This window comes from Roseateles sp. (assembly GCF_046300915.1).
In the GTDB taxonomy this organism is placed as follows: domain Bacteria; phylum Pseudomonadota; class Gammaproteobacteria; order Burkholderiales; family Burkholderiaceae_C; genus Kinneretia.
On the sequence record NZ_JBKCLH010000141.1, the window covers coordinates 1 to 19,980 of the forward strand.

General features: G+C 66.8%; 20 protein-coding genes and 1 other RNA gene. 9 read left to right on the plus strand and 12 right to left on the minus strand.

The window, feature by feature from the left end:
- A partial coding sequence (locus tag ACK5F2_RS10785; protein ID WP_409864595.1) for a carboxypeptidase regulatory-like domain-containing protein occupies positions 1–1,834 on the minus strand: 1,834 nt, incomplete at its 3' end.
- Positions 1,835–2,371: 537 nt separating this feature from the next.
- On the opposite strand from ACK5F2_RS10785, the gene ACK5F2_RS10790 reads away from it, so the two are divergent.
- Positions 2,372–2,635, plus strand: coding sequence for a hypothetical protein (locus ACK5F2_RS10790; RefSeq protein ID WP_409864596.1), 264 nt, complete (start codon positions 2,372–2,374; stop codon positions 2,633–2,635).
- A gap of 104 nt (positions 2,636–2,739) precedes the next feature.
- Here ACK5F2_RS10790 and ACK5F2_RS10795 read toward each other — a convergent pair whose 3' ends face one another.
- Positions 2,740–3,069, minus strand: coding sequence for a hypothetical protein (locus tag ACK5F2_RS10795; protein WP_409864597.1), 330 nt, complete (start codon positions 3,067–3,069; stop codon positions 2,740–2,742).
- 93 nt (positions 3,070–3,162) lie between these two features.
- Positions 3,163–3,729, minus strand: a complete 567-nt coding sequence (locus ACK5F2_RS10800; RefSeq protein WP_409864599.1) for a deoxycytidylate deaminase — start codon at positions 3,727–3,729, stop codon at positions 3,163–3,165.
- A 73-nt stretch (positions 3,730–3,802) separates the two neighbouring features.
- On the opposite strand from ACK5F2_RS10800, the gene ACK5F2_RS10805 reads away from it, so the two are divergent.
- Positions 3,803–4,480 (plus strand): Crp/Fnr family transcriptional regulator, encoded by a 678-nt coding sequence (locus tag ACK5F2_RS10805; RefSeq protein WP_409864600.1) that lies wholly within the window; start codon positions 3,803–3,805, stop codon positions 4,478–4,480.
- Positions 4,481–4,507: 27 nt separating this feature from the next.
- Here ACK5F2_RS10805 and ACK5F2_RS10810 read toward each other — a convergent pair whose 3' ends face one another.
- The 4 genes from ACK5F2_RS10810 to ACK5F2_RS10825 all read right to left on the minus strand — a co-directional run bounded on the left by ACK5F2_RS10810 (position 4,508) and on the right by ACK5F2_RS10825 (position 10,184).
- Positions 4,508–7,567 carry an efflux RND transporter permease subunit gene (locus ACK5F2_RS10810; protein ID WP_409864601.1) on the minus strand — a complete coding sequence of 1,020 codons (3,060 nt, stop codon included), beginning with the start codon at positions 7,565–7,567 and terminating at the stop codon, positions 4,508–4,510.
- 13 nt (positions 7,568–7,580) lie between these two features.
- Positions 7,581–8,789, minus strand: coding sequence for an efflux RND transporter periplasmic adaptor subunit (locus tag ACK5F2_RS10815; RefSeq protein WP_409864602.1), 1,209 nt, complete (start codon positions 8,787–8,789; stop codon positions 7,581–7,583).
- A 114-nt stretch (positions 8,790–8,903) separates the two neighbouring features.
- A complete protein-coding gene (gene rnhA / locus ACK5F2_RS10820) occupies positions 8,904–9,374 on the minus strand; it encodes a ribonuclease HI (protein ID WP_409864603.1) in 471 nt (156 codons plus the stop codon).
- A gap of 21 nt (positions 9,375–9,395) precedes the next feature.
- Positions 9,396–10,184, minus strand: coding sequence for a class I SAM-dependent methyltransferase (locus ACK5F2_RS10825; protein WP_409864604.1), 789 nt, complete (start codon positions 10,182–10,184; stop codon positions 9,396–9,398).
- Between ACK5F2_RS10825 and gloB the strand changes: the two genes are divergently transcribed.
- Entirely contained in the window at positions 10,176–10,997 is an 822-nt protein-coding gene (gene gloB / locus ACK5F2_RS10830; RefSeq protein WP_409864605.1) for a hydroxyacylglutathione hydrolase, read from the plus strand. The genes ACK5F2_RS10825 and gloB overlap by 9 nt on opposite strands.
- A 50-nt stretch (positions 10,998–11,047) precedes the next feature.
- Positions 11,048–12,619, plus strand: a complete 1,572-nt coding sequence (locus ACK5F2_RS10835; protein WP_409864606.1) for a transglycosylase SLT domain-containing protein — start codon at positions 11,048–11,050, stop codon at positions 12,617–12,619.
- Positions 12,620–12,713: 94 nt separating this feature from the next.
- Here ACK5F2_RS10835 and ACK5F2_RS10840 read toward each other — a convergent pair whose 3' ends face one another.
- From ACK5F2_RS10840 to ACK5F2_RS10860, 5 genes are all read right to left on the minus strand, one after another.
- Positions 12,714–13,103 (minus strand): MAPEG family protein, encoded by a 390-nt coding sequence (locus tag ACK5F2_RS10840; protein WP_409864607.1) that lies wholly within the window; start codon positions 13,101–13,103, stop codon positions 12,714–12,716.
- Positions 13,104–13,130: 27 nt separating this feature from the next.
- Entirely contained in the window at positions 13,131–13,712 is a 582-nt protein-coding gene (recR, locus tag ACK5F2_RS10845; RefSeq protein WP_409864608.1) for a recombination mediator RecR, read from the minus strand.
- 10 nt (positions 13,713–13,722) lie between these two features.
- The gene (locus ACK5F2_RS10850; protein WP_133602573.1) at positions 13,723–14,049 is read right to left on the minus strand and encodes a YbaB/EbfC family nucleoid-associated protein; all 327 of its coding nucleotides are present in this window, start codon (positions 14,047–14,049) and stop codon (positions 13,723–13,725) included.
- A gap of 68 nt (positions 14,050–14,117) precedes the next feature.
- A complete protein-coding gene (dnaX, locus tag ACK5F2_RS10855) occupies positions 14,118–16,187 on the minus strand; it encodes a DNA polymerase III subunit gamma/tau (protein WP_409864610.1) in 2,070 nt (689 codons plus the stop codon).
- Positions 16,188–16,259: 72 nt separating this feature from the next.
- Complete coding sequence (locus tag ACK5F2_RS10860) at positions 16,260–17,243, minus strand: isoaspartyl peptidase/L-asparaginase family protein (protein ID WP_409864611.1); 984 nt, start codon at positions 17,241–17,243, stop codon at positions 16,260–16,262.
- 143 nt (positions 17,244–17,386) lie between these two features.
- Here ACK5F2_RS10860 and ACK5F2_RS10865 point away from each other — a divergent pair, with 143 nt between their 5' ends.
- The 5 genes from ACK5F2_RS10865 to infA all read left to right on the plus strand — a co-directional run bounded on the left by ACK5F2_RS10865 (position 17,387) and on the right by infA (position 19,952).
- A complete protein-coding gene (locus tag ACK5F2_RS10865) occupies positions 17,387–18,511 on the plus strand; it encodes an AIR synthase-related protein (RefSeq protein ID WP_409864613.1) in 1,125 nt (374 codons plus the stop codon).
- Between the two features lie 64 nt (positions 18,512–18,575).
- A complete protein-coding gene (locus tag ACK5F2_RS10870; protein WP_409864614.1) occupies positions 18,576–18,959 on the plus strand; it encodes a SirB2 family protein in 384 nt (127 codons plus the stop codon).
- Positions 18,960–19,025: 66 nt separating this feature from the next.
- Positions 19,026–19,123, plus strand: an RNA gene (gene ffs / locus ACK5F2_RS10875) — signal recognition particle sRNA small type.
- A gap of 265 nt (positions 19,124–19,388) precedes the next feature.
- A complete protein-coding gene (locus ACK5F2_RS10880) occupies positions 19,389–19,595 on the plus strand; it encodes a cold-shock protein (RefSeq protein ID WP_211343824.1) in 207 nt (68 codons plus the stop codon).
- A gap of 120 nt (positions 19,596–19,715) precedes the next feature.
- A complete protein-coding gene (gene infA / locus ACK5F2_RS10885; protein ID WP_133602567.1) occupies positions 19,716–19,952 on the plus strand; it encodes a translation initiation factor IF-1 in 237 nt (78 codons plus the stop codon).
- Positions 19,953–19,980 lie beyond the last annotated feature (28 nt).

Genomic DNA, 19,980 nt, shown 5'->3' on the forward strand with positions numbered 1-19,980 from the left:
AGCGCAGACCGAAGCCCAGAGTCAGCTTGTCATTGACGGCCCAGGTGTCCTGCAGGAACAGGCCGGTGCTGGTGTGCGTAAAGCGGGCGGCGCCTTCATCCAGCGTGGTGCCAGCGACCGGAACCTGGTAGGAGTAGTTCAGCGCATTGCCGCGGCTGAAGTTGTCCAGCACCTGAGCCTCGCACTGCGCATACGTCAGATTGCTGCCGCAGGCGAAGGTGTAGTTGCCCTTGGTGTCCTGGAAGAAGGCGTTGAACACCTTGTTGCGCTGCAGATCACCACCGAACTTGATCTCGTGATCACCCAGCACCAGGTTGGCGCCCAGATAGGCGTCCAGCGTCTTGGTGTCCAGCACATTGAAGTGGCGGCTGCGCTCGGTGCCGAAGTTCAGGAAACGATTGCTGCTCGCGGACACACCGGCCGGGGTGCCAACCGGCGCTGCGCCGCTGAAGCGCAGGGCCATGGACGGCAGGTTGCTGTAGTTCTCCGGCACGCTGTTGTAGTCGCGGCTGGAGACCTTGAGCTCGGTGGAGAAGTTCTGAGTCCAGTCGGAGAAGAGCTGGGCCACCACGGTGTCCACGGTCTTCTGCTGGGTGAACCAGGCCGAGGTCAGCTGCAGCGAGGTGGCGCTGTAGCCGGTAAAGCTGCCGTTATTGGTCTCGGATTGCTCGGTGCGCGAGAAGCGCATGTTCGCGCGATGCTGCTCGCTGATGTTCCAGTCCAGCTTCAGCAGGGCATCGCGAACGTTCAGCTTGGTCTTCTCGTTGAGCGAGCCCACATCCATGCCATAGCGGGTCTTGGCCAGCTGCTGCAGCTTGGTGATGGTGTCCGCGGAAATGGCCACATTGGTCAGATCCGAGCCCACAGGGCCGAACTCGGGCTGGGCACGGTCGCTCTTGAGTTCTTCAATGCTGGCAAAGAAGAAGAGCTTGTCCTTGATGATCGGACCGCCCAGGGTGGCACCCTTGGTTTCTTCGGTGAAAGCCAGCGGATAGAAGTAGCTGTCGTTGCTGCGGTTGTAGCGCAGGCCGGACAAGCCATCGTCACGGTAGACGTAGTAGACGCTGCCCTTGAGCTCGTTGGTGCCCGACTTGGTCACGGCGTTGATGTTCGCGCCGGTGTAGCCCTTCTGGGTCACGTCGTAGTTGGACAGGTTCACCTGCACCGACTGGATGGCGTCGATCGAGATCGGCTGCTTGGCCGTGGGCAGGTTGTTGGACTCCAGACCGAAGGTGTCACTGATGTTGACGCCGTCGACGGTGATGGAGTTGAAGCGCGAGTTCTGACCCAGGGCTGAGATCTCGCCACGCTCCTTGTCGGTCTGCGCCAGACGCGGATCGATACGGGCATAGTCCTGCAGACTGCGCGAGATGGAGGCATAGGCGTCCAATTCCTGGCGGCCCAGGCTGGTGCCGGCGCCGGTGGCACCAGCGTTGTAGGCGCCGACCTGAGCGCGGGAGCCGGACAGCACCACGGTGTCCAGCTTGTTGCCGCCCAGGGTCACATCCAGGTTCAGGGTTTCGGCCAGTGCCAGATAGATGCCGTCGCGGACTTCCTTGTCAGAGCCCTTGCTCACGGTGATCACATAGGGACCACCCACGCGCAGACCGCGCAGCGAGTAGCGACCTTCGGCGTCGCTCACCAGATTGTTGACCGAGCCCGACTCGCGGTGCTGGACGCTAACGTTTGCGCCGGCAATAGCTTTGCCATCTGCGCCGATCACACGACCACCGATGGCGGCCGTGGTGTTCTGTGCCATGACCGGGGCCGCGACGACGATGGCCGCCGCCGCGCTGAGCGCGGTCCTTGTGAAACTCCAACGGTTGCTATTCACTTTTCACTCCTCGAGATGAACGCAGACTCGCGCCTGCCATGCCCTGACGTTAAAAAACTGTACTGCCGCCCAAAGCCGCAAACGTTTGAGTTCGCGGTTTCCACACACCGAGGAAGTACCGCTTGTAAAGCGCAAACGTTTGTGGCCCCAAGAGCCTGCCGCCAGGAATCCGAGATCAAACACCCGAACCGACTTGGGCAGCGCTCTAGGCCAGGCCGCACACGCAAGCTGCGTGCCAGAGGGGGGCAAAACCTGATACCGCCACGACGCGCAAATCAGGCCCGACCCACTCTTCGCCGACTATTTCAGTTTCGCGACGGACTATGTAGTCCTCGTGACAGGCCTCACTTCGTCCGTAGGCAGCGCCAAAAAACAACAAGCATTCGGATCGGCTGCAGATCTGGGCCGCCGAATTATCGTGGGGCGACGAGCAGCCAGGCGCAGGCCGCGTTCGGCAAGCGATTCGGTGTTTTCCCTAGGAATCGCGCCTAGAATCCTGACAGCAAACTGACTCACGCCGACATCGAGGAGCCTGCCATGACCTTGAAGCAAGCCTGCCAGGTGCGCCGATGGATGCAGCTGCATGGCGGCCGCCACCCCGTTGAGCTTCAGGTCTGGGACCTGGTGCTCATACTCTGGGTCTTGGGCTGGGCCGGCGTCCCGGGTTTGCTGCTGAGCGACCTCTGGGTTGCCCTGCCCTTGTGCCTGCTGGGCTATCTGCTGCCCACGGCCTACACCCAAATGCGCCTGCGCCTGCACCGCTGCGGCAGGCTGCGCTGCGACTGGCTGACCGCGCTATAGGCACCCGGCACGCCCGCCCCAAAAAGCAGCAAGGCCCTCGAAATGAGGGCCTTGCGTTCGGGGTCTCGGGCGACCGGAGTCGGCACCTGCCGATAAGCCGGCGTTCAGTGCACCGCCAGGCCGATCCACTCGCCCGTGCTTTGGTAGCGCTGGAACAGCTCTAGCGCCAATTCCCGCAGCTCTTCATCGCTGCTGGCATAGGCCGCTGCCAAGCGCTCGAAGGCGTACAGCCGGTCGTACAGCATGCGCGTGGTCTGCAGGCCCAGACGCTGGCGATGCATCAGCACGTGCAGCTGCTCCAGCTCGGCCGCATTGACCGGCGCCAGCATGGGCAGGCCCAGTTCAGGCAGCTCCACACCGTCCAACTCGGCATACTCAGCCCAAGCCAAACCCTGGCGGGCCTGGGCGGGAACAAGGTGCTTGGGAACGATCATGATGGCTCTCTGCGCAATCCGAATGCGTTCATGATGCCGCTCGCGCCCCAAACTTAAGCCGGAAAAAGCCCGGCTTTCACCCCCTGCTTGCGCTCAAGTTCCTCCCCGATGCATCACGGGGCCGGTGGCACGTATGAATTCATCCAGCTTGCCGCACCATTGCGCCGAGGGTGACTCCAGCTGCTCCAGCGAGAGCACGCGCACCCCGGCATCGGACAGCATCTTGTCCGAGGCGCTGTTGAGCGCCACCTGGTGCGACTTTTTCTCCAGATAGACCACCTGGGCGATGCCCACCTGGATGATGGACTGGGCACAGCGGGGGCAAGGGAACTGTGTGGTGTAGATGGTGCTGCCGGTCAGAGGCAGCACCACGCAGTTGAGAATGGCATTGACCTCCGCATGCACGATATAGCTGTGGCGCGACTGGAAGGGGTCGGCGTCGTTGTCCGCCCAATAGGCAGGATCCTGATCGTTGCAGCCCCGCGGCAGGCCGTTGTAGCCCACGCCCACGATCTTGTTGTCCACGCTGGCAATGCAGGCCCCGTTGCGCTTGCGATGATCCTTGGAGCGTGATGCCGCCAGCAGGGCCACGCCCATGAACATGGAATGCCAGGGAATCAGCGAATGGTTGTGCTGCAAAGCGGCGTCGTGGTCTTGCATGGCGCTGGCCGGGATAAGCTCTGCGGCGCAGTCTAGCCCAGCCCCATGCCGCCTCGAAAAGGAAATGCCGTTCATGACCCTGCAGGAGATGCTTGAGAAGTCCGTCTGGGGCCGCCAGCTCGGCGCCGCCCAACTCCAGCATGTGATCCAGCACGCACGTGAGCGCCCGGTAGCGGCCGGCCAGCCCATGGTGCGCACCGGTGAGCAGGCCGAGCACTGGATCGGCCTGATCAGCGGCTTCGGCAAGATGAGCATCTGGAGCGCCGACGGACGTGAGACGGCCTTGATCGGCACAGCCCCAGGCGGCTGGTTCGGCGAGGGCACCTTGATCAAGCGCGGGCGCTGGCAGTATGACGCCGTGGCCCTGCGTGACACCCGCCTGGCCCTGATCCCGCGCGAGACCTTCGAATGGCTGCGCGCGAGCAGCCTGCCCTTCAACCACTATCTGCAGCAGCTGATGAGCGCGCGCATGGGCTTCTTCATCGCCCAACTCTGCAATGACCGCCTGCTGGACTCCACGGCGCGCGTGGCCCGCAGCCTGGCCGGCCTCTACAACCCGGAGCTCTACCCCGAGCCGGGGCTCTTCCTGGACCTGCGACAGGCCGAGGTGGCCCAGCTGGCCGGCGTCTCGCGCCAGCGGGCCAACGCGGCACTGCAGGTGCTGGAAGACGCCGGTCTGCTCCAGGTGGGCCGACGCGGCATCGAGGTGCTGAGCCTGCAGGGCCTGCGCGACTACGCGAGCCCGGGCTGAGGTCGCGCCAGACGCCCGATCAGCCCATCAGCCCGCCAGAGACGGTGTGGTGATCTCCCCTGGCACGCGCTTGCGCGCGAGCAGGGTGTACATCGTCGGCACCACGAAGATGGTCAGCAGGGTGCCAAAGCTCATGCCGCCCACAATCACCCAGCCGATCTGCTGACGGCTCTCCGCGCCCGCACCCGTGGCCAGGGCCAGGGGCACGGCGCCCAGCACCATGGCGCCGGTGGTCATCAGGATGGGCCGCAGACGCAGGGCCGAGGCCTCCACCACCGCCTCCATCATCTCCTTGCCCTGCTGGCGCAGCTGGTTGCTGAACTCCACGATCAGAATGCCGTGCTTGGTGATCAGGCCCACCAGGGTGATCAGACCGATCTGCGAGTACACATTCAGCGTACCGCCACTCCACTGCAGGGCCGCGAGCGCCCCCACCATGGACAGGGGCACGGCCAGCATGATGACCAGCGGATCCACAAAGCTCTCGAACTGCGCGGCCAGCACCAGGAAGATGAAGAGCAGGGCCAGCACGAAAACCACCCCCAGGGCGCCACTGCTGCTCTTGTACTCGCGCGACACGCCGTTGAGCTCGGTGGCGTAGCCCATGGGCAGCACCTCGCTGGCGGTCTTGTCCATGAAGGCCAGAGCCTCGCCCAGGGCATAGCCGGGCGCCAGATTGGCCGTGATCGAGACCGAGCGGCGCTGGTTGAAGTGGTTGAGCTCGCGAGGGCTCACCGCCTCGCGCACCTTGACCAGGCTGGCCAGCGGAATCATCGTGTCATTGCGCCCGCGCACAAAGAGCTTCTCGATGTGCTCCGGCGTGGTGCGACCGGCTGCGTCAGTCTGCACGATCACGTCGTACTGCTCCGCATCGCGCTTGTACCGGGTGACATTGCGGCCGCCCAGCATGGTCTCCACGGTGCGGGCCACCTGATCGACGCTCACACCCAGATCGGCTGCGCGCTCGCGATCCACCTCCAGAAAGACCTCGGGCTTGTTCAGACGCAGATCGTTGTCGGGCTGCACAAAGCCGGGGTTCTTGGCCAGGGCGGCCATGAACTCCTGAGTCACCCGGGCCAAATTGGCATAGCTGTCGCTGGTGACGATCACGTAATTGATCGGCCGTTCGCGAAAGCCCTGGCCCAGGCTGGGCGGCGTGACCGGGAAGACCGTGATACCCGGCAGGCCGGCCAGCTGCGGTTGCAGCTTGCGAGCCAGCTCCTGGGTGCTGATGCTGCGATCGGCCCAGTCCACGGTGCGCATGATGGCCGTCGCCTGCGACACGGTGGAGCCGCCCGCAAACAGGAAGCGACGGTCAAACTCTGGATAGGCCGAGGTGATGCGCTCGATCGCATCGAGATAGCGTGCAGTGAATTCCAGCGTCGCGCCATCGGGCGCGCTCACGGGCATGAAGATCACACCGCGATCCTCCAGCGGCGCCAGCTCGCTCTTGGCATGGCTGAACAGCCACCAGCTATAGCCCCCCGAGGCCAGCATCACCAGCACCACCAACCAGCGCTGCCGCAGGGCGAAACGCAGCAGCGATGCATAGCGATCGCTGATCCAGACCAGCACCCGCTCCATGCCCTGGTCGAAGCGTGTGGGCTTGGGGTTGTGGCGCAGCAGCTTGCTGCACATCATGGGCGTGAGGGTCAGGGCCACAAAGCCCGAGACGATCACAGCGCCCGCCAGGGTCAGGGCAAACTCCGTGAAGAGCCGCCCGGTGCGGCCCGGCGTGAAGGCCAGGGGCGCAAACACCGCGGCCAAGGTCAGGGTCATGGCCACCACGGCAAAGCCGATCTCACGCGCCCCCTTCAGCGCGGCCTGGAAGGGCTCCAGCCCCTCCTCGATATGGCGGAAGATGTTCTCCAGCACCACGATGGCGTCGTCCACCACCAGACCAATGGCCAGCACCAGGGCCAGCAGGGTCAGGGTGTTCACGGTGAAGCCCGCCGCCGCCATCAGGGCAAAGGCACCAATCAGGCTGACCGGAATGGTGACCAGGGGAATGACGGAGGCCCGCAGGGTGCGCAGGAAAACGAAGACCACCAAAGCCACCAGCACCACCGCCTCGGCAATGGTCTGGTAGACCGACTTGATCGAGCGATCAATGAAGATGGAGTTGTCATTCGCCGGCATCACCCGGATCGCATCCGGCAGATCCTGCTGCAGGCGCGGCAGCATGGCGCGGACCCCGGCCGAAACCTCCAGCGGATTGGCCGTGGCCTGCCGGATCACACCCAGACTCACCGAGGGCACGCCATTGAGCCGCACGCGCGAACGCTCGCTGGCCGCGGCCTCCTCGATGCGGGCCACATCCTTGAGCCGCACCGTGAAACCATTGACCTGCTTGAGCGCCACCTCGCCGAACTGCGGCACGGTGTTGAGATCGGTGCGCGCGGTCACATTGAACTCGCGCTGCTGGCTCTCGATGCGACCGGCCGGCACCTCCAGGTTCTGGCGCCGCAGCGCGTCTTCCACGTCCTGGACCGTCAGCTTGTAAGCCGCCAGCCGATCCGCATCCAGCCACACGCGCATGGAGTACTTGCGGTCGCCGCCAATCTGCACATCGGCCACGCCGGGCACCGTCTGCAGGCGCGGCTTGACCACGCGGTTGACCAGATCGGTGATCTGCAAGGGGTCCAGGGTATCGCTGGTGAAGGCCAGCCAGATGGTGGGGGTGGCGTCCGCCTCGACCTTGGCCACCACCGGCTCATCCACCGCAGCAGGCAGGCGGCCGCGCACGCGCGAGACACGGTCGCGCACATCGGCGGCCGCATCATCGGGGTTCTTCTCCAGCTTGAAGCGCACCGTGATCTGGCTCTGCTCGGAGCGGGAGATCGAAGTCAGGATATCCACGCCATCGATACCGGCGATGGAATCCTCCAACGGCTTGGTGACCTGGGTCTCGATCACCTCGGAGGAAGCGCCCACCAGACGGGTGCTCACCGTCACCACCGGCTCATCGATGCGCGGGTACTCGCGCAGCGAGAGCTTGCCGAAGGACACCAGGCCCACCAGCACCAAGAGCAGGGACATCACGGTCGCGAAGACCGGGCGGCGAATGGAGGTCTCGGAGATACGCATGGCGCGCCCCTGCTCAGCGGCTGGCCGCCGAGGCCGACGCCTTCGGTGCGGCCGGCTTGTCCAGGTCCACCAGCTTCACCGCTTGAGGCCCACCGCGCATCAGACGCGACTGCCCCGCCGTGACCACCAGATCACCGGCCTTGACCCCCTCCAGCAACTCCACCTTGCCCGGCACGCGAACGCCCAGGCGGGCCTCGATGCGCTCGGACATCAAGCCCGGCTTGCCTTCACCTGCCGGCACCAGCTTGATCACGAACTGCTTGCCGCCTTGGGGAACCAGAGCCTCCTCGGGCACCACCAGGGCCTGCTCGCGCAAGGCGAACACCACCTTGACCCGCGCAAACAAGCCCGTGCGCAGCGCGGCGGTATCGCCCTTGAGGCGGGCACGCACCAGCATGGATCGCCCATTCGTGTCGAGTTGGGCATCCAGGGCCTCGATCTGGGCCTCGAACTCTCGGCCGGGCAGGGCATCAAGGGTCACGGCGACGGCCTGTCCAAGGCGCAGGCGCGGCACGAAGCGCTCGGGCAGACGGAAATCCACCCACATGGACGAGGCATCCTCCAGGCTCACCAGCTCACTGCCGTCCTTCACATAGTCACCCAGATTCACCTGGCGTATGCCGGCCACGCCATCAAAGGGCGCACGCACCTGCAGACGCTCCAGCTGGGCCTTGGCCAGGGCCACCTGGGCCTCGGCCACCTTGAGCGTGGCCTCGGCCTGATCCACCACGCTGGGCGAGACAAAGCTCTGCGCCAGCAGCTCGCGATTGCGCGCCAGCTGGGTGCGGGCGATGCCAGCCTGGGCCTCGGCCTGCTGCAGCTGGGCCGCCTGCAGGGCATCATCCAGCTGCACCAGCAGCTGGCCGCGGCGCACGCGCTGCCCGTCGCCGAAACCCAGCTTGACGACCCGCCCGCTGATCTCGGGCTTGAGCGTCACGGACTGCCGTGCACGCAGCGTCCCCACGGCCTGGGCTTCATCCGCCATGCTCATGGTCTGCACACGCCCGGCCTCCACGCTGACAGGTCCCCCGGCTCCAGGCCCGCCGCTGGGCGCGCCGCCTGCCTTGGCTGAGGCCGCCGGCATCGAGGCCGGTTGTTTCTGCCACCACCATGCGAAGACGCTCAGCCCGGCGATCGCCAGCACGGCAACCACGCTATGTAGTTTTTTGATGCCCATCGTTTTTTCTCCGAGCGCGCACTGTAGCGGCGAACCCCCTCGCATGCAGCGCTATCGCGGGGCTTTTGGCCCCAAACCGGGAAGGCTGGGGATGAATGGCGAACAAGGGCGCAGAGCGCACAAATGGAGCCACACTCTCCACGCGCACCAGCCCGAGACTCAAAGAGAGGCGGCGCCCTTGTTGGCCAGAGCGTCAGCCCGCTCGTTGCCGGGGTCGCCGGCATGGCCCTTGACCCAGCGCCAGTCCACCTCGTGCAGCTTGCGCAGCGCGTCCAAGCGCTGCCAGAGCTCCGCATTCTTCACCGGCTTGCCATCGGCCGTCTTCCAGCCGCGGCGCTGCCAATTGGCAATCCACTCGGTCATGCCCTTGCGCACGTACTCGCTGTCCGTGAAGACGGTGATGCGGCAGCTGCGCTTGAGCGAGGCCAGAGCCTCGATCACCGCGGTCAGCTCCATGCGGTTGTTCGTGGTGTTGCGCTCGCCGCCGAACAGCTCCTTCTCATGGTCCCCGCTGCGCAGCCAGGCGCCCCAGCCGCCGGGGCCGGGATTGCCCTTGCAGGCGCCATCCGTGTAGATGATCACCTGGGGCTTGGGGAAGCTGGCCGCCGCGGGCCGGGTTTCGCTGTTCATGCGTCTTGACTCTGTGTTTGCTTACTGCTTGTGATGTTGGTGCAAGGCCACTGCGGCACGGGCCTGTCGAATGCGCGCGCGCTGCCGAGACAGTCCGACCAGACGCATGCCGTGCACGCGCTTGACGGCCACCAGAAAGTAGCTGGCCCCCAACACCGGCCACCAGCGCTGCCCCAGGCCTTCCAGCCAGTTCCAGCGCTGCAGCCATTTCTCGCTGCGCAAGGGGGGCGCATAGGCGCCGAAGCGGGCCGTCTCGACCTCGAGGTTCAGCAGACGCAACCAGTCCCGCAGCCGCCAGTAGCCCAGAAAATCGCCGGCGCGCGGCAGATAGAGATCCGACCCGACACCCGGCAGGCGCGCCACCAGCCGGCCCAGATTCTGCCTCAGGCCCCAGCTGCTGGCGGGATTGATGCCCAGGATCACCAGTCGCCCTTCCGGCCGCAGCACACGCTCCACCTCCCGCAGGCATTGGTGCGGGTCGGCAGCAAACTCCAGGGTGTGCGGCAGCAGCACCAGATCCAGACTGGCACTGTCGAAAGGCAAGGCCTCGAACTCGCACATCAGGGCAGCGCCCTCATGCCGTAGCGGCGGCGCGCCGAGCGCCCTGCCCTCGTCCAGTGCCAACCAGCGCTGCGGCATGCGATTGGCGCGCAGGCCCTGCAACTCGGGCAGCCCCAGCTGCAGCGCATGGAAGCCGAAGACGTCCACCACCGCCGCGTCCAGCTGCGCCTGTTCCCAGGCCAGCAGATAGCGTCCGGCCGGTGTCTGCAACCAGGCCGCCAACTCTACAATTGATGCTTCATGCGTCATGGAATCCGCTGCATGGGCCTGGAACTGCTCGCGCTGCCCGCCTTCACCGACAACTACATCTGGATGCTGCACGACGGCAGCGAGGCCCTGGTGGTGGACCCTGGCGAGTCCGCCGCGGTGCTGGCCGCCCTCGAGCGCCTCAAGCTCCGTCTGGCAGGCATTCTAGTGACCCATCATCATGCCGATCATGTGGGGGGATTGGCGCCACTGATGGACGTGCTGCAAGGCCAGGTCTGTGGCCCGGCGCGCGAGTCCATTCCGGCGCCGCCAAATCGCTATCGGGCGCTGCGCGAGGGCGAGACCCTCACCCTGCTGGGGCAGACCCTGAAAGTCATCGAGATTCCGGGCCACACCGCGGGGCATCTGGCTTTCTATGCCAGTCCGCCGGACCAGGCTCCGCTGCTGTTCTGCGGGGACACCTTGTTCTCGGGTGGCTGCGGCCGCATCTTCGAGGGCACGGCTTTTCAGATGTGGACCTCGCTGCAGCGTCTGGCCGCCCTGCCCGGGAATACCCGGGTATGCTGCGCCCACGAATACACCTTGTCGAATCTGCGCTTTGCGCGGACCATTGAGCCCGGCAACCAGGCCCTGGCCGCCTACCAAGCCTGGTGCGAAGCCAGACGTGAGCAAGAACTGCCGACCCTGCCCTCCAGCATCGGGCAGGAACTGGACATCAACCCCTTTCTGCGCTGCGACCAGGCAGCCGTGCGCGCCGCCGCTCTGGCGCGCAGTCCCGAATCCCTGACCGCGCAGGAAGCAGAGCCCGCCGCGGTATTCGCCCTCCTGCGGCAATGGAAGAACGAGTTCCGATGAACAAGCAGCGCCCCCCAGCCCATTCCTCTCTTCTGCCATCCTCCTCACGCATGTCCCTGCGCCCGCAGACGCTGGCCCTGAGCGGCCTGGCCCTGCTGCTCAGCGCCTGCGCCAGCCTGCCGCCGCCACCGCCCGCCAGCGCGAACGCCCAGCAGTCCCCCCAGAGTCTGGGCATCAAGCCCAGCATCGCGCCGCTGGACCCGCCCCCCGTGGCCAGCGCGCGTGCCGCGATGCCCCAGGTGGAAGACGATGTGCAGCCCGGCAGCCAGGTCAATCTGGATGACAGCGCTGCCCGCGACGACCTGTGGGAACGCATACGCCGCGGTTTCGCCATGCCCGACCTGGACAACGAGGGCGTGAGTCGGGCCGAGGCCTGGTACCGCGATCGCCCCGACTATGTGGCCCGCATGACCGAACGCGGCAGCCGCTACCTCTACCACATCGTGGTCGAGGTCGAGAAACGCGGCATGCCCATGGAGCTGGCCCTGCTGCCCTTCATCGAAAGCGCCTTCAACCCGCATGCGGTCTCCAGCGCCAAGGCCACCGGCATGTGGCAGTTCATGCCCGCCACGGGCCGCGACTTCGACCTCAAGCAGAACATCTTCCGCGACGACAGACGCGATGTGCTGGCCTCCACCCGTGCCGCCCTGGACTATCTGGGACGCCTGCATGCCATGTTCGGCGATTGGCATCTGGCCTTGGCCGCCTACAACTGGGGGCAAGGCAATGTGCAGCGCGCCATCGCGCGCAACCAGAAGGCTGGCCGGCCGACGGACTATGAGAGCCTGCGCATGCCGGACGAGACGCGCTTTTATGTGCCCAAGCTGCAGGCGGTCAAGAACATCGTGCAGCGGCCAGAGGCCTTCGCGCTGACGCTGCCGCCAGTGGCCAACCACCCCTATTTTCTGAGCGTGGCCATCGACCGCGACATCGACGTCGAGGTCGCGGCGCGCCTGGCCGATATGCCCCTGGACCGCTTCAAGCAGTTCAACCCCCAGGCCAACAAGCCGGTGCTGCTGGCGGCGGCCGGCAGCAAGGTGCTGCTGCCCTATGACAATGCCGAGGCCTGTGCCCGCAATCTGGCCGCACACCGCGGCCCCCTGGCCAGTTGGACCGCCTGGGTGCTGCCCCGCACCATGAAGCCCGGCGAGGCCGCCCGCGAGGTGGGCATGAGCGAGGACGCCTTGCGCGAGCTCAACCGCATCCCGCCTCGCATGCTGGTCAAGGCCGGCTCCACCCTGCTGGTGCCGCGCGGCGGCAAGCGCGACCAAGACGTCTCCGAGCATCTGGCCGACAACGCCAGCATCAGCCTGGCGCCCGATGCCCCGCCGCTGCGCCGGGTCAGCCTCAAAGCGGGCAAGGGCGAGACGGTCGCCTCCGTGGCCAGGCGCTACAAGCTGAGCACCAGCCAGGTGGCGCAGTGGAACAAGGTCTCACCTCAGGCCAGCTTCAAGACCGGACAGACCCTGGTGGTCTACCTGGCTGCCAAGCCGCGCGTCGAGAAGGGCCGCGTCAGCCGCGGAGCGGGTGCCAAGGTCGCGCGCAGCACGCCGAACGGCGCCCGCGCCAGCGTCAAGACCGCGCGCAGCGTGGCCGGGGTTCAAAAGCCCAGCAAGCGCTGAAGCTGCGGCGGCAGCGGCAGCAATCCGCAAAAGAAAACGCGCCCTGCGGGGCGCGTTTTGCTTGGGGCGCGAACGCGCCAGCAGCTTTCTCAGCTCAGACGAAGAAGAGCGCGCCGGCGCTGAAGAAACCGGCCGCCCAGGCCAGTGAGCGCAAAGGCGCCTGGTCCGCCAGGTACAGGCCGATGTAGATCAGGCGGAAGGTGATGAAGGACAGGGCCAGCATGTCCACACGCGCCTGATCGGCCCCCAGCTGCTGGGCCACCAGCACACCGGCGATGAACAGCGGCAGGGCCTCGAAGCTATTGGCCTGGGCCGCATTGGCGCGAGCCTGCCAGCCGCTCAGTCGCGCCATCCACTCGCGCGGGTTGTTGTTGTCATAGCCGCCTTCGCGACGGCGCTTGCCAAAGCCCTTGGACTTGGCCAGACCGGCACAGACGATGGGCAGCGCGCAGGCCACCAGAATGCAGTAGTTGGCAACGCTCATGGCGTGTCGCTTCCTTGTTAGCGCCTCTTATCGGCGATCCACCAGCGCATGGGCGATGGTGCCCAGATCCACATACTCGAGCTCGCTGCCCACCGGCACGCCGCGCGCCAGGCGCGTGGCCTTGATGCCGCGCGCGCGCAGGGCCTCGCCCAGCACATGGGCCGTGGCCTCGCCCTCGGCCGTGAAGCTGGTAGCCAGGATCACCTCCTGCACCGCCGGCTCGGCCGCACGCGCCAGCAGCTGCTGCGCGCCTATGGCCTGGGTGGAGTGCCCGTCCAGCGGGCTCAGCCGCCCCTGCAGCACAAAGTAGTAGCCCTGGAAGGAGCCGCTGCGCTCCAGGGCCGCCTGGTCGGCGGGCGTTTCCACCACGCACAGCAGGCTGGCATCGCGCCGCGTGTCGCTGCAGATCTCGCAGACGGGCGCCTCGCTGAAGGTGTGACAGCGCTCGCACAAGCGCACCTGGCTGGCCGCCGTGGCCAAGGCCTGGGCGATGGTGCGCGCGCCCTCGCGGTCGTGCTGCAGCAGGTGATAGGCCATGCGCTGCGCCGACTTCTGGCCCACGCCGGGCAGGCGCTTGAGCGCCTCGATCAGTTGTTCAAGCGCCGTCAAGATGAGCGGGTCAGAAGGGGAACTTCATGCCGGGCGGCAGGGGCATGCCGGCGGTCAGCTTGCTCATCTTCTCCTGGCTCACGGCCTCGGCACGGCGCACGCCGTCGTTGAAGGCGGCGGCCACCAGGTCTTCCAGCATGTCCTTGTCATCGGCCAGCAGGCTGGGGTCGATGGTGACGCGCTTCACATCGTGCTTGCAGGTCATCACGACCTTGACCAGACCGGCGCCGGACTGGCCCTCGACCTCGATGTTGCCCAGCTCGTCCTGGGCCTTCTTGAGGTTGTCCTGCATGGCCTGGGCCTGCTTCATCAGGCCGGCGAGTTGACCCTTCATCATGGTGCGATCTCCTTGGGAAACGGGGGATGGGCCGCGGGGAATCCGCTAGGCCCGGGGTTCGAAAAAAATCAGTGCGGCTTGATCGATCCCGGCACGATACGCGCCGTCTTGAACTGGCTCAGCAGCTGCCGGACCAGGGGGTCGTCAAACACGATCTGTTCGGTCTGGCGCTGGCGCGCCTGGGTTTCGGCCGCATCGCGCAGGGCCGGCGAGTCCTGGGCCAGGCCCTGGACCAAGTCCACGCGCACCGGACGCTCCAGCAAGGTGGACAGGGCCACCTGCAGCTTGTCCTGCAGGCCCGGCTGGCGCAGCGAGTCGCGCTCCACACGCAGGGTGAAGCTGCTGAATTCGCCCGACTCGTCCAAGGCGATGCACTCGGCCTGCAGGGCCAGCTCGCGGGCCATGGCCACCAGGGACAAGCGCTTGACCAGAGCGGCCCAACGCTCGCCCAGGGGCGTGGCCACCAGGGGCACATCGGCACCGGCGGTCGACGCATACGCCCCGCCACCGGCCGCACCGGCGCCGGGCAGGTCCAGTTCTTCCAGCTCGCCCAAGTCGGCGTCAGAGGGTCCGGCGGAGGCGCCCTCCTCATCCATGGGCGGCGCATCCAGCCAGGGCGGCAGATCCTCACCGCCAGCGGAACTTTCGGCCGGAGCCGGCGCGGGCGCCACAGGGCGGGGACGCAGGCGGGCGCTGGGCGAGTTGGGGTCGGCCGGTGGACGCGCCACCACGGCGGCTGCGGGCGCGCGCTCAGGAACGGACACCGGTTCCGGCGCCGGCGCGAGCGCCACAACGGGTGCGGGGGCAGATACTGGAGCGGGCACGGGCACGGGCACCGGTACAGGTGCCCGCGCGGGAGCGGCTGCCACAGGCGCCGCCACCTCGGGCGGCTTCACGCTCAGCGTGGGGGCCGCCGGGCGCAACAATGGGGCACTGGCCGGCGTAGGCGCCGCAGCCGCGGAGGCAGGCGCCGCGCTGACCGGCACCTCGGCGCGTCGCGGCGCGCTCAGCCCGCCGCCGCCGCCGGAGCCGCCGCCCGCACCGGGGCGAAAGGCCAGCATGCGCAGCAGCACCATGGTCAGGCCGGCATAGTCGTCCGGCGCCAGAGCCAGCTCCTGCCGGCCATGCAGGGCCATGCTGTACATCAGCTGGATCTCGTCGGCGGGCAGCAGGGCCGCCAGGCGCTTGGCCTCGGCCGTGTCGGGATCCTGCTCGTCCAGGGCCTTGGGTGCGGCCTGGGCCACGGCCATCTGCTGCAGCAGATGGGCCAGGTCTTCCAGGGTGCCGGCGGGCGAGAGGCCGAGGCCGCGCAGGGCATCGGCCTGGGCCACCAGGGCCGGGCCATCGGCCGCAGCCAGGGCATCGACGATGGCCGTTACATGGCCACGGTCCACCGTGCCCAGCAGCTGGCGCACGCCAGGCTCTGAAAGCTGGCCCGCGCCAAAGGCAATGGCCTGATCGGTGAGCGAGAGCGCGTCGCGCATAGAGCCACGGGCGGCACGCGCCAGCAGGCGCAGCGCGCCGGGCTCGGCCGGCACGCTCTCGGTGGCCAGCACGGCGGTGAGGTGCTCCAACACCGTCTGCGGCGCCATGGGCCGCAGATTGAACTGCAGGCAGCGCGAGAGCACGGTGACCGGCACCTTCTGCGGATCGGTGGTGGCCAGCACGAACTTCAGGTACTCGGGCGGCTCCTCCAGCGTCTTCAACATGGCGTTGAAGGCGGTGTTGGAGAGCATATGCACTTCGTCGATCATGTAGACCTTGAAGCGCCCCACCACCGGCTTGTAGACGGCCTGGTCCAGCAGCTGGGAGATTTCCTCCACGCCGCGGTTGGAGGCCGCGTCCAGCTCCACATAGTCCACGAAGCGGCCGGCATCGATGTCGCGGCAGGCCTCGCAGACGCCGCAGGGCTGGGCCGTGATCGTGCCCTGCCCGTCGGCGCCGGTGCAGTTCAGGCTCTTGGCCAGGATGCGCGAAACCGTGGTCTTGCCCACCCCCCGGGTGCCTGTGAAGAGGTAGGCATGGTGCAGACGCTGCTGCGTGAGCGCATTGGCCAGGGCCTGCACCACATGCTCTTGGCCCCGCAGCTCTTCAAAACTGTGGGGGCGGTACTTGCGCGCGAGGACCTGGTAGCTCATGGGCCGCGATTCTAGTGAGAACTCAGGCGCAAGCCGGCCACGCACGCCGCGCGGGGCGGCGCGGCTGCCACCTCATGGGGCCTCGCGGTAGATGCCCACCCAAGGTGTTTCGCCGACTCGGACATAGCCGCGATACATGCCCTCGGTGTTGAAAGGCAGGCAGACCTCACCCTGTGCCGACACCGCCACCATGCCCCCCTCGCCGCCCAGGCGCGGCAGCTTGTCCATGACCACACGCTCGCAGGCCGAGCGCAGGTCCAGGCCCGCATACTCCATCAGGGCCGACACATCGTGAGCAGCGCAGGCGCGGATGAAGGCCTCGCCGGTGCCGGTGGATGAAATGGCCACCGTCGCGTCATTGGCATAGCAGCCCGCCCCGACGATGGGGGAGTCGCCCACCCGCCCCGGCTGCTTGTTGGTCATGCCGCCCGTGGAAGTGGCCGCGGCCAGATGCCCTTGCGCGTCCAGGGCCACCGCACCCACGGTGCCAAACTTGTGCCGCTCATCCAGCGGCCCCTCGCCCTGGCTCAGGGCCTGCCCGTCATGGTCCAGCACCTGCCCGGCCTGGCTGGCCTGCACCCGCCTCAGCTGCTCCAGCCGCTGGGGCACCGAGAACCAGTCCGGCTCCACCCACTCCAGTCCATAACGCCTCGCCAGCTCATCGGCCGCCTGGCCGATAAACATCAGATGCGGGCTGCACTCCATCACCTGACGAGCCAGCAGCACCGGGTTGCGGGTGCGGCGCAGACCGGCCACCGCGCCGGCGTTCAGGCTGTGGCCATCCATCACGCAGGCATCGAGCTCATGCTGGGCCGCAGCGGTGAACACCGCCCCCTTGCCCGCGTTGAAGAGCTCGCATTCCTCCAGCTGCCGCACGGCCTCGACCACCACATCCAGCGCGGGGGCGCCGGCAGAAAGCTGTGACTGGCCCTGCTCCAGAATGTCATGCAAGGCCCGCCGGTAGCCCTGCTCGGCCTCGGCACTCCGGCTGCCGCGCCGCAGGGTACCGGCCCCGCCGTGAATGGCCAGCACGGGTCGGGCAAGGGCACTGCTCATCATCATTGCTTGATCTCCACGGAATGGTCCTCCCGGCCGCCACGCTGGCCGGGCCAGGAACATCGCATTCTGGCGCCGCAGCAGCGGCGGCGGCGGCGCATGCGGGCGCAACTCGCCCCTCGCGCATGGCCGATAATCACGCCATGAGCACCCACGCCCCCTCCTCGCCCGACACCCTCAGCTACGAGCAAGCCGGTGTCAACTACGACCTGATCGACCCGCTGAAGATTGCCGCACAGCGGGCCGCCGCCGCCACCGGCGCCCATCTGGGCGGCCACGGCTTTGCCGAAGTGCCGGCCTCGCGCGGCGAGTCGGCCTATGTGGTGGATGTGGGCCCCTTCTATCTGGCCTCCATCGTGGAATGCCTGGGCACCAAGACCCTGGTGGCCGACGAGATGAGCAAGCTCACCGGCAAGAGCTTCTATGCCGGCATTGCCCAGGACACCATCGCCATGGCGATCAATGACCTGATCACGGTCGGCGCCACACCCCTGGTCGTGCAGGCCTACTGGGCGGCGGGCGGATCCGACTGGTTTGGCGACAAGCTGCGCGCCCAGGCCCTGGTCGAAGGCTGGAAGAAGGCCTGCGACACCTGCCAGGTGGCCTGGGGTGGCGGCGAGACGCCGGCCCTGGCCGGCATCGTGGAAGAGGGCCGCATCGACCTGGCTGCCTCCTGTACCGGCCTGATCAATCCCAAGACCCGCCTGTCGGTGGGCGACAAGCTGGGCGCGGGCGATGCCATCGTGCTGCTGGCCTCCAGCGGCATCCACGCCAACGGCCTGTCCCTGGCCCGCAAGCTGGTCGAGCGCCTGCCCCAGGGCTATCTCACCGAGATTGCGCCAGGCCTGAGCTACGGCGAGGCCCTGCTCGCACCCACCATGCTCTACTCGCCGGTGACCGAGGCCCTGTTCAAGGCCGGTATCCAGCCGCACTACTGCGCCAACATCACCGGTCACGGCTGGCGCAAGCTGCTGCGCCACCCGGGCCAGTTCACCTACCGTATCCACACCGTGCCACCGGTCACCCCGGTGCTCAAGTTCATCCAGGAACAGGCCAAGCAGGACGACCGCGAGGCCTATTCGACGCTGAACATGGGCGCGGGTTTCGCGCTCTTCGTGCCGGCTGCAGATGCCGCCCGCACGGTGGAAGTGGCCAAGGCCTGCGGCATCGATGCCTGGGTCGCAGGCAGCCTTGAAGAGGGCCCCAAGCAGCTGCTGATCGAACCGCTGAATATCCGCTTCAGCGACGACGATCTGCAACTGCGCTGATCCGGCGACCGACTGCGAGCGCGGCCACCAGGGCCGCGCCCGAATCCTCAAGGACAAGCGCCACGTGGACTGGTTCTACACGCAGATGCTGGAGATGCACCGCATCCTGGGCTGGTGCAGCATCCTGCTGTTCGCCGGCCGCGGTCTGTTCTACCACCTGGGCGGACGCTGGGCAGTGGACAGCCGTGGCGGTGTCATCGCCTTCGGGGTGAACATGCTGCTGGTGGTCAGCGGGCTCAGTCTCTGGGGCCTGCTCAGCTTCAACCCATTGCGCGATGGCTGGCTCATGGCCAAGTTGCTGGCCGTCACAGGCTATGGCGCCTGCGCGCATTTCGCCATGCAGGACGAAGACTTCAGCCTGCCCTTGTACTTTCTCACCCTGCTGCTGCTGGCCTATATCGTGTCCCTGTCCTTCATCCGAGACCCCTGGCTGGGCCTGCTGGGCTGAGAGTTCTGAAACCGACAGGCGCGCAGTTCGCCCGAGGCCTGTCGGGCATCGCATACAATGGCACCCGACGGGCCTCCTCGCATGGAAGCGCGGCCAACCGGGTCAGGTGGGGAACCAAGCAGCCCTAACCGTTGTGACCAGTGCCGGGGGTAAGGCTCGTCAACCCCAATACTTGAGCAAGCCCCTACGCGCGCTCGGCGCGCGCCGTGGCGGCGTGCTAAACTTCGACGCATAGATTCGCGCAAGGCCCTTCTCCAACGGTCTTATCTGCAGCCCCGCCAGTCCGCATCATGCAGACTCTCAAAGCGAGCGGCTCGCTACAGCTTCACCCCTGCTGATTGCTCTTGAGTGTTTCTGTCTCCGGCTCGCCATGGTGGCGCCCGGAGTGTTCTCGTTTCATTTTCATCTCATCAAGGAAACACCATGAACCTGCAAACCGGCATCGTGAAGTGGTTTGACGACGGCAAGGGCTTCGGCTTCATCACCCCGAGCGACGGCTCCAAGGACCTGTTCGCTCACCACAGCGAAATCCGCAACAACGGCGGCTTCCGCACCCTGGCCGAAGGCGCCCAGGTGGAGTTCGAGGTCAAGCAGGGCCCCAAGGGTCTGCAAGCCGCGAACATCCGCGCCGTCTAAGTCCCACAGGGACTGACCTCATCGCGGGGAGCATGCATCGCACCCCGCGGTGTTTCTCTCCGCTAACCTAGACAAACCGCCCTGCTCGGCCTGCGCCGACAGCGCACAACAAGGACATACATGGCCAAGGAAGAGCTCATCGAAATGCGCGGCACCGTCAACGAGGTGCTCCCCGATTCCCGCTTTCGCGTCAAGCTCGAGAATGGCCATGAGGTCATCGCCTACACCGGCGGCAAGATGCGCAAGCACCACATCCGCATTCTGGCGGGCGATGCCGTGACCCTGGAACTGTCGGCCTACGATCTGTCCAAGGGCCGCATCACCTTCCGTCATCTCGAGCGTCGCGGCCCCTTCTGAGCCAGCGCCGGCCCGGGCCGCTTGCGCC